This window comes from Luteimonas lutimaris (assembly GCF_039537065.1).
Taxonomy (GTDB): domain Bacteria; phylum Pseudomonadota; class Gammaproteobacteria; order Xanthomonadales; family Xanthomonadaceae; genus Luteimonas; species Luteimonas lutimaris.
The window spans coordinates 43387-57173 of record NZ_BAAAZU010000003.1; the positions used below are offsets into that span (position 1 = coordinate 43387).

Sequence of the window (13787 nt, forward strand, 5' to 3'; positions counted from 1 at the left end):
ACCGGGCCCAGCAGGCAGCAGGCCCTTGAGGCGTCAGCGACCGGGTTCGCCCTGCCTCACGTCCGGCGCCTGCCCGTAGAACCGCTCCAGGTGCGCCGCTACCGCCGGCATCGCGCGTCGCAGCGTGTCCGGATCGCTGAAGTGGTACTCGCTGCACACGGCGAAGAATTCCTCGGGCGCCTCGGCCGCGTACGGATCGATCGCCACGCGGCGGTTGCGGTCGACGCGTTCGGCGAAGGCGTCGTACGCGGACTGGAAATCGCGCGCCCATTCGCGCTGCCACGGACGCGGCAGCGGCGGAGTGCCGTCGAGCACGCCGTCGAGCGCGTCGAGCTTGTGCGCCATCTCGTGCACGGCCACGCAGAAGCCCGCGTCGGGTTCGTCCAGGTCGGCCTGCACGTCGGCCCACGACAGCACCAGGGGACCGGCGTCCCAGGCCTCGCCGATCAGCTCGTCCTCCCACTCGTGCAGCACGCCGGCGGCGTCGACGTGGCTGCGGTTCACGCGGAAGGCGTCGGGATACACGATCAGCTGCGACCAGCCGTGCAGGCCCTGCTCGCCGAACTCGAGCAGCGGCAGGCAGCACAGCGAGGCCAGCGTCAGGCGCGCGGCGGCGTCAAGTTCAAGCCCGTCGACCGGCGTGATCGCCTTGTCGCGCAGGAAGCGCGCGGCCAGCGCCTGCAGGCGCGCGTCGCGCTGCGCGTCGAGCGCGCCCACCCAGCGCACGCGCGTGCGCACGCCGGCCCACAGGGCAGGGTCGGGCAGGGAAGGCGGAGTGCCTGCGAACAGGCGTCGGATCAGCGCACGCACGCGCGTGCGTCAGCGGAACATGCCCGGCAGGAAGCTGTGCCAGCGCGGCGGACGCACGTCGACGTCGCCGGTGTGGCGCACGGCGGCGGGCCGGGTCTTGACCGGCTTGGCGGTGTGCGTTGCCGATCCGGCTTCCGGGGTGGCCGGGTGGGCACGGTCGTCGTCCTGCGCGGTGGTCGTATCCGCGCAGCTTCCGCCGCCGTCGCCGGCGGCGCTCAACATCCGGACCTCGTGCGCGGCGGCCAGCGGAAGGCTGGCGCACAGCAGCAGCAGGAACAGTGCGAATCGAATGGACATGGGGGGATCCTTGGCCGGAGCCGCGATCAGTCGCCGACTATACCTTGGATGCCGGGGCCACGCAGAAGGTTGCATGCTGCGCCGCACCAGCGCCGCGGCGGCATTCCGGCACGGCGGGACGGGGTGGAAAACGTCGCGGATAATCGCCCGATGCCTTCCCTCCCGCCATCCCGGCGTCCCGCACGCCACCCCCGCCCGCCCCGGTGGCGGCGATGAACGCCGAACGCGCCCTGCTGCAGCGCCTGATCGCCGGCCCCGTATCGGGCGATGTGCTGGCGCGCGAGAACGGCGAAACCCGCGCCGCGGTCTGGAAGCGGATCGAGGCGCTGCGCGAGGCCGGGGTCGCGATCGAGGCGCAGCCCGGCCGCGGCTACGCGCTGGCCGCGCCGCTGGACCTGCTCGATGCGGACGCCATCGTGATGGCCATGCCCGGGCCGGCGCGCGCGCGCCTGGCCGGGCTGGAGGCGGCCTGGTCGATCGACTCCACCAGCTCCGAGCTGCTGCGCCGCCCCGCGCCGCGCGACGGCGTCGCGGTGCTGCTGGCCGAGCGCCAGACCGGCGGCCGCGGCCGTCGCGGCCGCGGCTGGGCCTCGCCGCTGGCGGCCAACCTGTACCTGTCGCTGGCGCGGCAGTTCGACGGCGGACTGGCGCGGCTGGGCGGGCTGAGCCTGGTGGCCGGCGTGGCCGCGGCCGATGCGCTGCATGGACTCGGCTTTCCGGCGGTACGGCTGAAGTGGCCCAACGACCTGGTCGTGGTGGACGGCGGGGCGCTGCGCAAGCTCGGCGGGCTGTTGGTCGAAGGCGGCGGCGAGCATGCCGGGCCGGTGCGCGCGGTGATCGGCATCGGTCTCAACGTGCGCATGCCGGCCGCGCACGGCGATGCCATCGACCAGCCGTGGATCGACCTGGCCACGCTCGCATCCGACGGACGGCCGCCGTCGCGCAACCACGTCGCCGCCGCGCTGCTGGCCGCGTTGCTGCCGGCGCTCGGCCGCTTCGACCGCGATGGCCTGCCGGCTTTCCTGCAGCGCCACGCCGAACTCGACGCACTGGCCGGCCGCGACGTCGTGCTGCACGGCGGCGACGGCGACCGCACCGGCACCGCGGCCGGCCTCGCGCCGGACGGCGCGCTGCGCGTGCGCCTGGGCGACGGCAGCGTGCACAGCTTCCACGCCGGTGAAGTCAGCGTGCGCGCGCGATGAGCCGCTGGCTGTTCGACCTCGGCAACACGCGGCTCAAGTGCGCGCCGCTGGGCGATGACGGCCGCGTCGGCCCGGTGCACGCGATCGCGCACGACGGCGCGCGCTTCGAAGCCGGGCTGGCGGCCGCGCTGCCGGCGCGCTTCGACGAAGCCTGCATCGCCAGCGTCGCGTCCGTCGACCTGCGCGTGCGGTTGCTCGACGCGCTGGCGTCGCACTGCCCGCGCATGTCGCTGGCGTGCACGCGCCGCCGCTTCGAAGGCCTGTCGATTGCCTACGAACATCCCGCACGCCTGGGCGTGGACCGCTTCCTCGCCCTGCTCGGCGCGCACGCGCGCGGCGGCGGGCCCGCGCTGGTCGTGGGTGTGGGCACCGCGCTCACCGTCGACTGGCTGGACGCCAACGGGCGCCACCGCGGCGGTCGCATCGCGCCCTCGCCGATGCTGATGCGCGCGGCGCTGCACGCCCGCGCGGCGCAGTTGCCGGACGCGGGCGGGCGCTACGTCGAATTCGCCGACGACACCGACGATGCGCTCGAATCCGGCTGCACCGGCGCCGCGCTCGCCCTGGTCGAACGCAGCCTGCAGACCGCCACGGCGCAGGCCGGCGCGACGCCGCGGCTGCTGCTGCACGGCGGCGGCGGCGCAGCCCTGCGCGCGCAGCTGCCGCAGGCGATCGATGCGCCGACGCTCGTACTCGAAGGCCTCGCCCGCTGGGCGCTGGCCGGAGCCGTATAGGCGCGGCTTCAGCCGCGAGCCTTGCCGGCCACGGGCATGCAACCAAAAAGCCCGCGGCCCCGCCGCTCCTGCACGCCGGATGCGCGAACTGCGTCTCCCGTGCGGCCAGCGCCGCGTCGATTCCCCCTAGAATCGCCCCATGCTTGCCCGTTCGCTGATCGTCCTGCTGGTCGTCCTCAACGCCGGCGTCGCCATCTGGTGGCTGGCGCGCGGCGACGCGGCGCCCGTGCCCGCCGAAACCGCGTTGCCCGGCGGCGTCGCGCGCCTGCAGCTGGTGGGCGAGGCCGGCCCGGCCGCCGAAGCCGCGCCTCCGCCAACGCCCGCACCGCCACCGGTCGCAGCCGCGGACGAACCACCCGCACCGGACGGCGCATCCGCAGCGCCGCCCGCGCCGGTTGCGGACGCATCGCCCGCGCCCGACGCCGCGGCGCTGCAGTGCTACGCGCTCGGCCCGTTCACCGACGCCGGCAAGCTCGCCGCCGCGCAGCGCGCGCTGCAGCCGCGCGTGGCGAGGCTGCACGTGCGCGAAGCGCCGTCCACGACGCGCGCCGACTGGCGCGTGTGGCTGCCGCCGCAAGCCGACCGCGCCGCCGCGCAGGCGCTGGTCGAGCGGATCGTCGCCGCCGGATTCAGCGACTACTACATCATCGCCTCGGGCGAGCAGGCCAACAGCATCGCGCTCGGCCTGTACGGCAGCGAGGCCTCCGCCCGCCGCCGCCAGTCCGCGCTGCGCGCGGCCGGATTCACCGACGTCCAGGCCGAAGCCGTGGGCGACGCGCCGCCGGCCACGCGCTGGATCGACGTGGCCAGCAACGCCCCGCTGGCCGCCGCCGACGGCCGCGCGCTGGGCGCCGGACGGGTCGAGCCGCTGGACTGCGCAGGCGTCCCGGCTACGCCGGCGACCGCCGCGCGCTAGAATGCCGGCCCGCGGCGCGCCGGGCGATATCGCGCCGCAGCTTCGCTTTCCGCGCAAACTGCCGGCATAGCTCAGTTGGTAGAGCAACCGCCTTGTAAGCGGTAGGTCCCCAGTTCGAACCCGGGTGCCGGCACCATCTCGCGGAAACGGAGGCCGCCATGCCACGCCGGCGGTGCCGCCCGACGATGTCGAAGCCGCCTGCCGCCGCCAATCCCTCCGCCCTCCATGCCCGGACCGGCGGACACCAAGACGGAGCCACCATGAGCCGCACCTATCCTCCCGTTTCGATCTTCGGCGCGCCCACCGACGTCGGCGCCGGCACCCGCGGTACCCGCATGGGCCCCGAGGCGCTGCGCGTGGCCGGACTGGTCGAGGCGCTGGCCGCGCGCGGCGTCGACGTGGTCGACCGCGGCAACGTCGACGGCCCCGGCAACCCGTGGCAGCCGCCGGTCGACGGCTATCGCCACCTCGATGCGGTGGTGGCGTGGAACCGGGCCGTGCTCGAAGCCTCCACCCGCGAGCTCGAGGCCGGCCGCATGCCGATCATGCTCGGCGGCGACCATTGCCTGGCGGTCGGTTCGATCGCCGCGGTCGCCGCGCACTGCCGCAGGCAGGGCAAGAAGTTGCGGGTGCTGTGGCTGGATGCGCACACCGACTTCAACACCAGCGACATTACGCCCTCGGGCAACATCCACGGCATGCCGGTGGCCTGCCTGTGCGGCATCGGCCCGAAGGCGCTGACCGCGCTGGGCGGGCACGAGCCGGAAATCACGCCGGCGCAGGTCCGGCAGATCGGTATCCGCTCGGTCGACCAGGAGGAAAAGCGACTGGTCAAGCAGCACGGGCTCGACATCTACGACATGCGCTACATCGACGAAGTCGGCATGAAGCAGGTGATGGAGGAGGCGCTGGCCGGGATGGACGCCGACACCCACCTGCACGTGAGCTTCGACGTCGACATGCTCGATCCCTCGATCGCGCCGGGCACCGGCACCAAGGTGCCGGGCGGCGTGAACTACCGCGAGGGCCAGCTGATCATGGAAATGATCGCCGACACCGGCCGCATGGGTTCGCTCGACGTGGTCGAAGTCAGCCCCATCCTCGACGCCGGCAACACCACCGCCGAACTGGCCGTCGACATGATCGAAAGCCTGTTCGGCAAGTCGACGCTGATGCGCGACTAGCGGAGCCATCACATGCCGACCTCCATGGTCATCGTCGACGATTTCCTGGCCCCGCACGATGCCCTGCAGCTGCGCCGGACGGCGCTCGGGTTGACCTATCCGAACCTGCAGGGTGCCTTCGCCGGGCGCAATTCGCAGGAGCGGCTGGAGATCGAGGGGCTGTCCGAAGCCGCCTCGCGCATCGTCGGCGAGCCGCTCAAGCCGGTGTCGCCGCTGCAGTCGCACGCGAAGTTCCGGATCACGCGGGCCGGCGACGTCGGCCGCGCCAGGGTGCACGTCGATTCCGCGCACTGGTCCGGGATCCTCTACCTCAGCCGCCCCGAGGACTGCCAGGGCGGGACGGAATTCTTCCGCCATCGCGAAACCGGCACCGACCGCGCGCCGTTCAACGACGAGGAGCTCGCGGCGATGGGCTTTTCGTCGCGTGAGCAGATGTACCACCAGTTGCTCGAGCGCGACGGTACCGACGAGTCGAAGTGGGAAATGACCATGCGTGTGCCGATGCGCTTCAACCGGCTGGTCATGCTGCGGCCGTGGCTGTGGCACACGGCGGGGCCGGCGTTCGGCGACGGCCTCGAGAACGGACGGCTGGTGTACCTGATGTTCTTCGCCGCCGCCTGAGCACGCACGCGGCCACGCCCGTTCCGGGGTCTGCACGCCCGGTCGACGCAGCAAGCTCCGCAACGCCGCGGGGCTTTGTTTTTCCGGCGCTTCACCGCTTTGAACAGGCAGCGTGTCCTGTCGTGGATGGGAAGCGTCGACCTGCATGCCCGGATCTGGGCGTCGCTACCTCCGCCGTTCCCGCTCGGCGGCCCGCGTCCCCGGTCGCGGGGCCAGCGGGACCGGCGTGCAGCGCGTACGGATCACGGCAGCGCGGATATGGGCGTCGATGAGCTCGTCGACGTACTCGCGATGCATGCCGGCACTGTGCACGGCGGCGATCCAGTCGTCGAACGAGCGCGCAAGCACGGATGCCGTCTCGCAGCGGGTCGCCATCGTTGCCATCTCCGGCGACGTGAGGTGCCGGTACTGCACGCCGAGCGCGGTGGCCATGCCGTCACCATCCCGTGGCGGGTCGGCGCTTGCGGGGAAGGGATCGCTGCAGCCGGATGACAGCAGTGCGCCGGCCACCAGCATGGCCCGCAGCGGCGCCCATGGGGACATCGGACGGGAAAGCCCTGTGCGCCAGATGCGCCTTGGAAGCGACGGTGGCGGGTTGGACGGCCGTGGTGCCATATCGCCCCGACAGCCGCCTGCGGGGGCCTCCGCCCGCATCCCGGCACGCACGGGGAAGCGGACGGAGGCGTTGCGACTGTCGCCTTACAGATCGACGCCGAAGCCGACGCCCGCCGAGCGGTCGCTGCCGCTGAACGCGCCACCGAGCGAGAACGACGCGCGCCCGATGCGCTTGCCGTAGCCGACCGACAGGCCGCGCTCGCCGCCCTGGAAGCCGGCGCCGATGGCGATGCGGCCGCGCTCGCTCTGCGTGCCTGCCGCGTTGATGGCCATGTTCAGCATCGCCGCGCTCATCGCACCCATGCGGTCGATGCGCCGGTCCTGCCGGTGCAGGCGGCGGTCGACGTCGTCGAAGCGGTCCTCGAGCGCACTCACGCGGCCCTCCAGTTCGCTGGCGTCGAAGCCGACCAGCTGCTGGATGGCGATGTCGGTGTACTCGTTTGCGGCGGTGAGCGTGGCGGTGTCGCCGGTGCCGGAGATTTCGGTGGCAATCTCGCGCACCTCGTCCTCGTCCAGGCCGTCCAGGCCGCTGCCTGCGGGGCCCTGCGGGCCTTCCGGTCCCTGCGGACCCGCGGGACCTTGCGGACCGGCCGGACCCCGCGGGCCGGGCGTGCCGCCGCCGGGATTCGCTTCAAGATCGGTGACGCGAGTGTCGAGCGTGGACAGCGCGTCGTCCACGGCCTCGAACGCCGAACCCACGTTGTCATGGCTCCCGCCCTGGATCACGTAGGTCGGCGCCGTCCACGCGCCGTTGGCGAACGCCGCGCCGCCACCGAAGAACGCAGCCACGCTGCTGCCCATGTCGGACAGCTGCGACACGTTGACCGCGTCGGTCGCGGCGGTGCCGGCCGCGACATGGACCAGGCGGCGCTCGTTGTCTTCGGCGCCGAAGGACACCGTGTCGGCTTCGCTGGCCACCGACATGGCACCGATCGCGACTGCGTTGGTGGCATCGGCCGTGACCTGCGCCTTGGCGCCGATCGCGATGCTGCCGCTTGCCGTGAAACCGGTTGCACCATCGGCCAGCACCGAGGCGTCGCGACCGATGGCGATGGCCTCGTAGCCCGTCGCCTTGGCGTACGTGCCCATGGCCAGGCTCTGGTAGCCGGCCGCGTCCGAGGCATAGCCGAAGGCATTGCTGCGCGTGCCGCCGGCCTTGTTGAGGAAGCCGAAGGTGCTGCTGCGTTCGCCCTCGGTGACGTTCTCGCGGCCGAATGCGCTGGACCCCGCACCGATTGCCTTGTTGAAAATGCCGAACGCTTGGCTTCCACTGCCGCTGGCGAGGTTCTGGTAGCCGATGGCGGTCGAGTTGCCGCCGGTGGCCTTGCTCATGTAGCCGAATGCGCTGCTCAGCGAGCCGGACGCTTCGTTGTAGTAGCCAACAGCGGATGCGTTGCCGGCGGAGGCATTGTTGTCGATGCCGAAGGCGACGCTGTTGGAACCGGTGGCATGGTTGTGGCTCCCGAATGCGCTGGCGCGATCCGCAGTTGCATTGTTGGCGGCACCGAATGCCGTCGCGTTGGTGCCGTCAGTCTTGTTGCCGGAGCCGAATGCACTGCTGCCGCTACCGATGGCGTTGTTGTAGTGGCCGATCGCCGAACTGTTCTGGCTGGACGCAGTGTTGTCGGCGCCGATCGCCGATGCGCGGGTTCCCGGCGCCTTGTTTCGGTCACCGATGGTGGTACTGCTGATGCCGCTGGCGGTGTTGTTGCTTCCGATTGCAGTGCTGTCGCGTCCGCGGGAGATGTTTTTCACGCCGAACGCGCTGCTGTGTTCACCGCTTGCGTTGTTGCCTTCGCCATAGGCGCTGGCGTCGTTGGCGCAGGTGGTATTCCTGTCGCCGTGCTCGTTGCCCTGCTCCCTGTCCGTCGTTGCGATCTGTTCCCACTCGCCGGTTGTTGTGTTGAACGACCAGCAGGCTGGCCCATCCGGGGCGGCCATGGCCGGTGCCGCGACGGCCAGGCCCAGCGCGAGCGCGAGCGGGACGAGCTTGAGGGTGTGGGGGATGGTGCGATGCTGCATGGTCTCTCTCCGTGTTGGATGAACGTCATTCACTTGAGGGGGCTGCTACGGCCGGCCACCGGCGTACGCGACGGGGCGTCGTCGGATGCAAGGCTGCTGGCAGGTGACGGCAGTGGCCTGCCGCGCCGGCTGCGAACGCCGGACTCTTCAAACACGAGATGCCGTGGCGAGAACTGACAACGCGTTGCCGTGCAGCCAGCGTCGTTGGTTGCAGTGGTGAAAGGGGGCGTTCGCACCCGCTGCCACTTTTCCGGCGGCGAGGCCGTCATGCGCAGAAGCCGGGCCGCGCCAACCTCGCGTGCGTGCGGGCCCTGGTTGGGCCATGCCAGGACCATCCCCGTACGAACCGTGTCGCAAGCGGGAAAGGTGGTGCGTCCGTGGTAGCGGCTTCAGCCGCCGGCTGCCCCGGATGCGGCCAGGAAGCCGATCGGAGCTGCTTCTCTAATCCACGGGCTCGAAGTGCCAGCTGACCGGGACCGTGCCGAGGCTTACCGGATTGTTGTCCAGCCAGCTTGCGACGTGGACATCCTCGCCCACGTTGCTGCTTGATCTTTCGCGGCCGCCTTCGCCATCGCCCGGGTCTGCCGGGATCATCGCGGTTCCGGAGATGGCGTTCGAGGATTCGATCAGGCCATGGATGGTGGCACCGCCCACCAGCATGGGGCCGCTGCTCACGGTTACGCCCTTGTCCGGGCTCCACTGCCTGAAATTCCCATTCACCCATGCCTGCACGTGCATCATGTAAGTGCATTTGCTGGCGTTGATTCTCAGGCTGAGTCGTGACCCGGTTTGACGGCCGCCCTTCTGCTTGACGGAGGTATAGGGCAGGGGCGCACCACCCCCGCTCCTGGCGTGCCTCAGGATCAGATGGCCTCCGCCGCTGTACCAATCACGTTGATGCCCGATGAGGGCCTCACCTTGAGGCGACATGCTCGTGTACTGGACACTGGAGTGGCGGCCGCTGCTGCGGCCAGGTTCGGCCGGCATTTCACCGCTGAGATTGATCAGCGCGGAATAGTTGATGTGTCCGATGCCACTTGGGTCCCAAACGTCGCGACCGTGCGAGAACGTGACTCGCCCCCGCCACGCCTTGTGCTCGAGCAGGCTTTCGTCGCAGGTGCCTTCCTCGGCCACCGACACCGGCGCGGTCTTGGTGTCCTTCGCGCCGCCGTCGATGATCGTCAGCGTCGGCACGAAGCTGCCGCGCTTCTCGAAGGTGTGTTCGGTGTCGGTGACGGCTAGGCAGTCGTCGAACTTCTCCCGCTTCGAGCCGTCGCCCGGGTCGAACTCGCAACTGGGGGCCTTTCGGTCCTGCGGCCACGGAATCTCCCAGCGGAAGCGGGCTTTCAACGGGGCTTGGCCCGTCTCGGGCGTGCCGCGGAAGGTCCATTCGGTGAACACTTCGGTGGAACCATCCGGCTGCTTGCCGCCAAGGCTGATCGTGGCGATGTAGGCACCGTCCGTGTCCGCCTTCAGGCGCGAGGTATAGGGATAGGTGTGGCGGACGGACCGCGTCTTGCGGCAGTCTGCGATCTGTTCCTTCGGCGAGCCGTCGCCGAAGTCGATCGTGCAGGGCAGCGGCTTCTTGTCGTCGGTGCTTCGGGCGACTTTCCACCGCAGTTGCACGTCGAGCGGCGCCTTGCCCTGCGGCGGATGTGCCGTCAGGTCCACGCCCACGGTGACCGGCCGTGCGCTGTCCCACACGCTCTCGCCGAACGCTCCGCCGGTCCAGACGCAGCCGGGACAGAGGCTGTGGTCACGGAGCACCTTGCTGCGTTCCCCGGCGCCACGCGTCTGCACGCGGACCTGGGTCCGGCCGTTGCGTTCGGCGCGCCACATCAGGTCTTCTTCGTGCGTGGAGACGATCTGCTCGTCGCCGCTGAAGAGCTCGACCAGGTCGTCGCTGGCGATCCGCGCCGGTCCCCAGCGCCGGGCGGGCAGGGTGAACACGCCGGCGCTCAACACCCCCGATCCGGGGAGCACGCCGAACTGCCGCAGGGCGGCCTGGTAGAGGCTGATGGCGAACTCGAAGACGCTCTTGACCGTGTTCCTGTACTTGTCGGTGAGCTCGACCGGCCCGAGCACGGCGCCGGCCAGGTTGACCAAGTCATCGAGCGTGATCGTCATCGGCGTGTTGCTCGCAAGCAACTCGATGGTGGGCAGGGTCGTCTCTTCCACGTGCAGCAGGTCCTTGCTCAGCTGCAGGTCGAAACGGTCCACCTTGGAGGGCAGCAGCGACAGCGACACCTTGGAGATGGCGAAGTCGACGACCGTCAGCAGCGAGCTGATGATCGCGTGTGCGGGGACCGTCTGGCCCAGCACGCCGACCAGCCCGGCGACCAGCCCGACGGTGTTGGCATAACCGTCCGCGGTCGGCTTCACGAAGAACTCGGAGTACATGGAGAGCAGGGCGTGCGCCTGCATCATGCAGGCGATCCGGAACGCTTCGACGCTGTCGTTGCGGCAGCGCGCGGAGCCGTTGCCGCCGACAGCCGGGGGAGGCGGCAACGCGCCCTGCAGCGTCGTCGAGAGCCAGGCGGTCGCAAGCTGGCCGGTCGATGCGTGCTGGAACGCGAGCGGCGGGGCGTCGGGGGGCCGCGGCAGCATCGAGGCCACCAGCTCGCCATGCACGCCCGGGCGCATCGCCGTGTCGGGCGCGCGGCCCGTGGGCGGCGCCGGGTCGGCCAGGGTGGATGCGTAGGCGTCCAGGTAGGCTGCCGCGCCGCTGGAAGCGAGCACGGCATCGGTCAGCTCGAGATCCACCGGGGCACCTTCCAGCAGCGGTGAGGACCCGGCCAGGACCGCCGCCAGCGACTTGTCGCCTTCGCTCACCAGTCCACGCAGCATGGCCATGACCGCATGGCGCGTGGCGCGGTCCTGCTCGTCCTGCACCGGGAGCGCGTCGAAGATGCGCGCGTAGCCATCGGTGAGTTTCGCCAGCGAACGCTGCACGTTCGCCGTGGTACCGGGCGCGCGCTGCAGCGCGGTGACCTGCACGCCGCCCTCGCTGGCGGCCAGGAGCCGGTCGCCGCTGCGGACTTCGATCGTCTGCTTGCGCTTCGGCGGCGCGGGCCAGCCATCGGGACCGAGATAGAGCGGCACCAGGATGCGGATGCTGCCATCCCGCAGCCGCTGGGCGGGGGCCGGCTGGTCGCCGACCAGGACGTGGAAGGGCTGGTCTTCTTCCAGCATCAAGCCGGTCAGGTGCACAGGCGCGGCGGGAGCGGCCTTGTCCGGTGAGAACTTCAGGACCACGGCCTTGGCTGGCGTCGACTCGCCGGGTGCCGGTTGGCCGATTTGCGGCGTCCGCCACAGCAGCAGTGCGACGACGACCGCCACCACCGCGAACGTGCCGGCCGCAACCAGCCGCCGATGCGGCAGCCACAGGTAGCACCGGCGCAGCGCGGGAAACGCCGTGCCGCGCAGCCAGCGCCAAGTGGTGGGAATCGCGCGCAGCACGATAAAGCGGCTGACGGCGACCAGTAGCGCGAGCAGGTGCCGGGCCAGGAACAGCAGGCCGCTGCCGATGGCGGTGGTGATGCGGACGAGGGTGTGTTTCCGGTCTGTCGCCATGCCTGCGGTCCGTGGTGTGGTGGTGAGGCTGCGTGGTGCCTTGGCGGGTCGACGCAGCCGCGCGGACGGCGGTCCGCGCCTGTCGCTCCTACCCACGCGATTTCGCGCCGTGCACTGACAGGGTCGGCAGTGCATGCACGGGGAACATCGCCCGTGGAAGCCGCCATGGCAGCTCCCGCGGACGGGGCGGCAGGGGCGGGCAGGCCGGAAAAAAAGCGCGCTCGGGCGGCTCAGCGGGCCTCGAAGGAGACTTCGCCCGCGAGGCCGGCCGCCTGGCCTTCCGGATCAAAGGTCAGGACGAAGGCCCTGTCGCGGTGGCTCAGGCGCACGCTGCCCTCCAGGATCGCGGGAGCGTCGGGGCTGACGACAACCGTGGACCCGGCATCGGTACTGCCCCGCAGCGCGACGCGCACGCTGCCCTGTTGCACGGTGAACTGGCCGCGCACGAAGCCGAGGCGACGCCTGGTATCGATCTTGACGGTGGCCGAGGCGTGGTGGTCGAACTCGCGGATGCCGATCGTGCAGTCCTTCTTCACCGCGACTTCGGCGACGTTCCGTGCCGAGCACTTCAGCACCGCTGCGTCCGGCGGTGCTTCGCAGCCGGTGCTGGCGATGGCGAGGCAGGCGGCGCCGATGCCGGCCAGCCAACGCGATGTGGCGCGCATCATTTCGACGTGATCTTCAGCTGCTCGACCTTGCCCGAGGCGGGCATGTCGCAGCTCTCCTGGCCGGAGAAGCCGGTGACCGGCATGTTCTGCGTCCCCTGGCTTTCGCCGGCGGCCATGTCGTGGCAGGCCGCGCCGATCATCTCGCCGCCGTTCTGGCAGGTGATGACCAGGTTCCAGCAGGCCTCGAAGGCGCCGTCGCCGCCGGTGCGCTTGACCTCGCAATCGACGCCGTGCGGACCGGGCGTGCCGCAGTCGACGCGCGCGGCGTCGAGGTCGGTATCGATGGTGCAGGCGGTGAGCGCGAGCCCGAAGAAGGACAGGGCGGCGGCGCGGGCGACGGTGTGCAGCGGCATGGTTTTGTGCTCCGGAGGGGATGGGGGTCAGTCGCCGATGACAATCGATGCCTTGGCACCTGGACTGCCGCCGGATTCGGGCAGGAAGTCGAGCTGGAACTCCGGCGTCGGGTCGCTCTTCCCGTGCCAGTCCTGGATGCTCAACGGGCGCGTCTGCCCGTCGCTTTCGAGCGTCGCCGTGACCGTGTAGCGGCCGATCGGGATGTCCTCGATTTGGTAGTAGTCCCGCCAGTAGTGGTCGTTCAGGCGCAGCCGCAGCTGTTGTCCCGGCGAGCCGTCGATCAGTGGGCCGTCGGGCGTCAGGACCAGTTCGACGTCGTTGAAGTCTTCGTAGAAGCCGACGGCCGAGCTGAGCTGGATGAAGCCGCCGTAATAGCTGTAGTCGTTCACGGGCCCGCGTCCCTCCAGCTGCCAGGTGAAGTTGCGCACGCCGCCATCCTGGTCGATCGAATCGATGGCGTCGGGATGCAGTTCGAGGGTGTAGGTCCGTCCGTTGTAGTCCTTCCTGAAGGTGGCGTGCACCCGCCAGGCGCCGGGCTGCACCCGGATCCGGTAGCTGCCGTCGTCACGCGTCGAGCCGTGGATGTAGGAGGCGTAGAACACCGAGTTGTCCAGCAGGATCTTCGCGCCGGCGATCGGGTTGCCCGCGGTGTCGACGACGGTCCCCGTGGCGTACCCGCTTTCCGGCCCGGCCGCGTCGGCGGCCTTGCTGCCCTCGCAGGCGGCAAGGCCCGGGAGTGCGAGGACGGCGAGGAGCAGGAGCGATGTCTTCGTCATGTCATGGATCCATCG

The 13787-nt window shown here is 70.7% G+C and carries 12 protein-coding genes, 1 tRNA gene and 1 pseudogene; 6 read left to right on the forward strand and 8 right to left on the reverse strand.

Translation table 11 applies throughout. The annotated features are described in order from the left end of the window. Positions 1-33: 33 nt before the first annotated feature. Both ABD679_RS02320 and ABD679_RS02325 read right to left on the reverse strand, forming a co-directional pair. Positions 34-759 (reverse strand): annotated as a pseudogene (locus tag ABD679_RS02320) (M90 family metallopeptidase); the annotation flags it as partial. A gap of 60 nt (positions 760-819) precedes the next feature. Continuing rightward, positions 820-1107: a hypothetical protein gene (locus ABD679_RS02325; RefSeq protein WP_344758696.1), complete on the reverse strand. Its 288-nt coding sequence runs from the start codon at positions 1105-1107 to the stop codon at positions 820-822. 212 nt (positions 1108-1319) lie between these two features. Between ABD679_RS02325 and birA the strand changes: the two genes are divergently transcribed. From birA to ABD679_RS02355, 6 genes are all read left to right on the forward strand, one after another. Next, the gene (gene birA, locus ABD679_RS02330; RefSeq protein WP_344758334.1) at positions 1320-2309 is read left to right on the forward strand and encodes a bifunctional biotin--[acetyl-CoA-carboxylase] ligase/biotin operon repressor BirA; all 990 of its coding nucleotides are present in this window, start codon (positions 1320-1322) and stop codon (positions 2307-2309) included. After that, the gene (locus tag ABD679_RS02335) at positions 2306-3043 is read left to right on the forward strand and encodes a type III pantothenate kinase (RefSeq protein ID WP_344758335.1); all 738 of its coding nucleotides are present in this window, start codon (positions 2306-2308) and stop codon (positions 3041-3043) included. The genes birA and ABD679_RS02335 overlap by 4 nt, the downstream gene beginning before the upstream one ends. Positions 3044-3182: 139 nt before the next feature. Further along, positions 3183-3959: an SPOR domain-containing protein gene (locus ABD679_RS02340; protein ID WP_344758336.1), complete on the forward strand. Its 777-nt coding sequence runs from the start codon at positions 3183-3185 to the stop codon at positions 3957-3959. 60 nt (positions 3960-4019) lie between these two features. Then, positions 4020-4095 (forward strand) — tRNA-Thr (locus ABD679_RS02345). Between the two features lie 124 nt (positions 4096-4219). After that, positions 4220-5143 (forward strand): arginase, encoded by a 924-nt coding sequence (rocF, locus tag ABD679_RS02350; protein WP_344758337.1) that lies wholly within the window; start codon positions 4220-4222, stop codon positions 5141-5143. A gap of 12 nt (positions 5144-5155) precedes the next feature. Continuing rightward, positions 5156-5764 carry a DUF6445 family protein gene (locus ABD679_RS02355; protein WP_344758338.1) on the forward strand — a complete coding sequence of 203 codons (609 nt, stop codon included), beginning with the start codon at positions 5156-5158 and terminating at the stop codon, positions 5762-5764. Positions 5765-5929: 165 nt separating this feature from the next. On the opposite strand, the gene ABD679_RS02360 is transcribed toward ABD679_RS02355, so the two are convergent. The 6 genes from ABD679_RS02360 to ABD679_RS02385 form a co-directional block, all read right to left on the reverse strand. After that, positions 5930-6196, reverse strand: coding sequence for a hypothetical protein (locus tag ABD679_RS02360; protein ID WP_344758339.1), 267 nt, complete (start codon positions 6194-6196; stop codon positions 5930-5932). Between the two features lie 267 nt (positions 6197-6463). Then, positions 6464-8401 carry a hypothetical protein gene (locus tag ABD679_RS02365; RefSeq protein ID WP_344758340.1) on the reverse strand — a complete coding sequence of 646 codons (1938 nt, stop codon included), beginning with the start codon at positions 8399-8401 and terminating at the stop codon, positions 6464-6466. 441 nt (positions 8402-8842) lie between these two features. Next, positions 8843-11974, reverse strand: coding sequence for a hypothetical protein (locus ABD679_RS02370; RefSeq protein ID WP_344758341.1), 3132 nt, complete (start codon positions 11972-11974; stop codon positions 8843-8845). A 230-nt stretch (positions 11975-12204) separates the two neighbouring features. Further along, entirely contained in the window at positions 12205-12639 is a 435-nt protein-coding gene (locus tag ABD679_RS02375) for a hypothetical protein (protein ID WP_344758342.1), read from the reverse strand. Continuing rightward, positions 12639-12995, reverse strand: a complete 357-nt coding sequence (locus tag ABD679_RS02380; protein ID WP_344758343.1) for a hypothetical protein — start codon at positions 12993-12995, stop codon at positions 12639-12641. The genes ABD679_RS02375 and ABD679_RS02380 overlap by 1 nt, the downstream gene beginning before the upstream one ends. Positions 12996-13022: 27 nt before the next feature. Continuing rightward, positions 13023-13772 carry a carboxypeptidase-like regulatory domain-containing protein gene (locus tag ABD679_RS02385; protein WP_344758344.1) on the reverse strand — a complete coding sequence of 250 codons (750 nt, stop codon included), beginning with the start codon at positions 13770-13772 and terminating at the stop codon, positions 13023-13025. Between the last annotated feature and the right edge of the window lie 15 nt (positions 13773-13787).

Excerpts from the sequence above, each read along its gene's own strand:
- ABD679_RS02325 (WP_344758696.1), bottom strand. The coding sequence starts at position 1,107 with ATGTCCATTCGATTCGCACTGTTCCTGCTGCTGCTGTGCGCCAGCCTT.
- birA (WP_344758334.1), top strand. The coding sequence starts at position 1,320 with ATGAACGCCGAACGCGCCCTGCTGCAGCGCCTGATCGCCGGCCCCGTA.
- ABD679_RS02335 (WP_344758335.1), top strand. The coding sequence starts at position 2,306 with ATGAGCCGCTGGCTGTTCGACCTCGGCAACACGCGGCTCAAGTGCGCG.
- ABD679_RS02340 (WP_344758336.1), top strand. The coding sequence starts at position 3,183 with ATGCTTGCCCGTTCGCTGATCGTCCTGCTGGTCGTCCTCAACGCCGGC.
- rocF (WP_344758337.1), top strand. The coding sequence starts at position 4,220 with ATGAGCCGCACCTATCCTCCCGTTTCGATCTTCGGCGCGCCCACCGAC.
- ABD679_RS02355 (WP_344758338.1), top strand. The coding sequence starts at position 5,156 with ATGCCGACCTCCATGGTCATCGTCGACGATTTCCTGGCCCCGCACGAT.
- ABD679_RS02360 (WP_344758339.1), bottom strand. The coding sequence starts at position 6,196 with ATGGCCACCGCGCTCGGCGTGCAGTACCGGCACCTCACGTCGCCGGAG.
- ABD679_RS02365 (WP_344758340.1), bottom strand. The coding sequence starts at position 8,401 with ATGCAGCATCGCACCATCCCCCACACCCTCAAGCTCGTCCCGCTCGCG.
- ABD679_RS02370 (WP_344758341.1), bottom strand. The coding sequence starts at position 11,974 with ATGGCGACAGACCGGAAACACACCCTCGTCCGCATCACCACCGCCATC.
- ABD679_RS02375 (WP_344758342.1), bottom strand. The coding sequence starts at position 12,639 with ATGCGCGCCACATCGCGTTGGCTGGCCGGCATCGGCGCCGCCTGCCTC.
- ABD679_RS02380 (WP_344758343.1), bottom strand. The coding sequence starts at position 12,995 with ATGCCGCTGCACACCGTCGCCCGCGCCGCCGCCCTGTCCTTCTTCGGG.
- ABD679_RS02385 (WP_344758344.1), bottom strand. The coding sequence starts at position 13,772 with ATGACGAAGACATCGCTCCTGCTCCTCGCCGTCCTCGCACTCCCGGGC.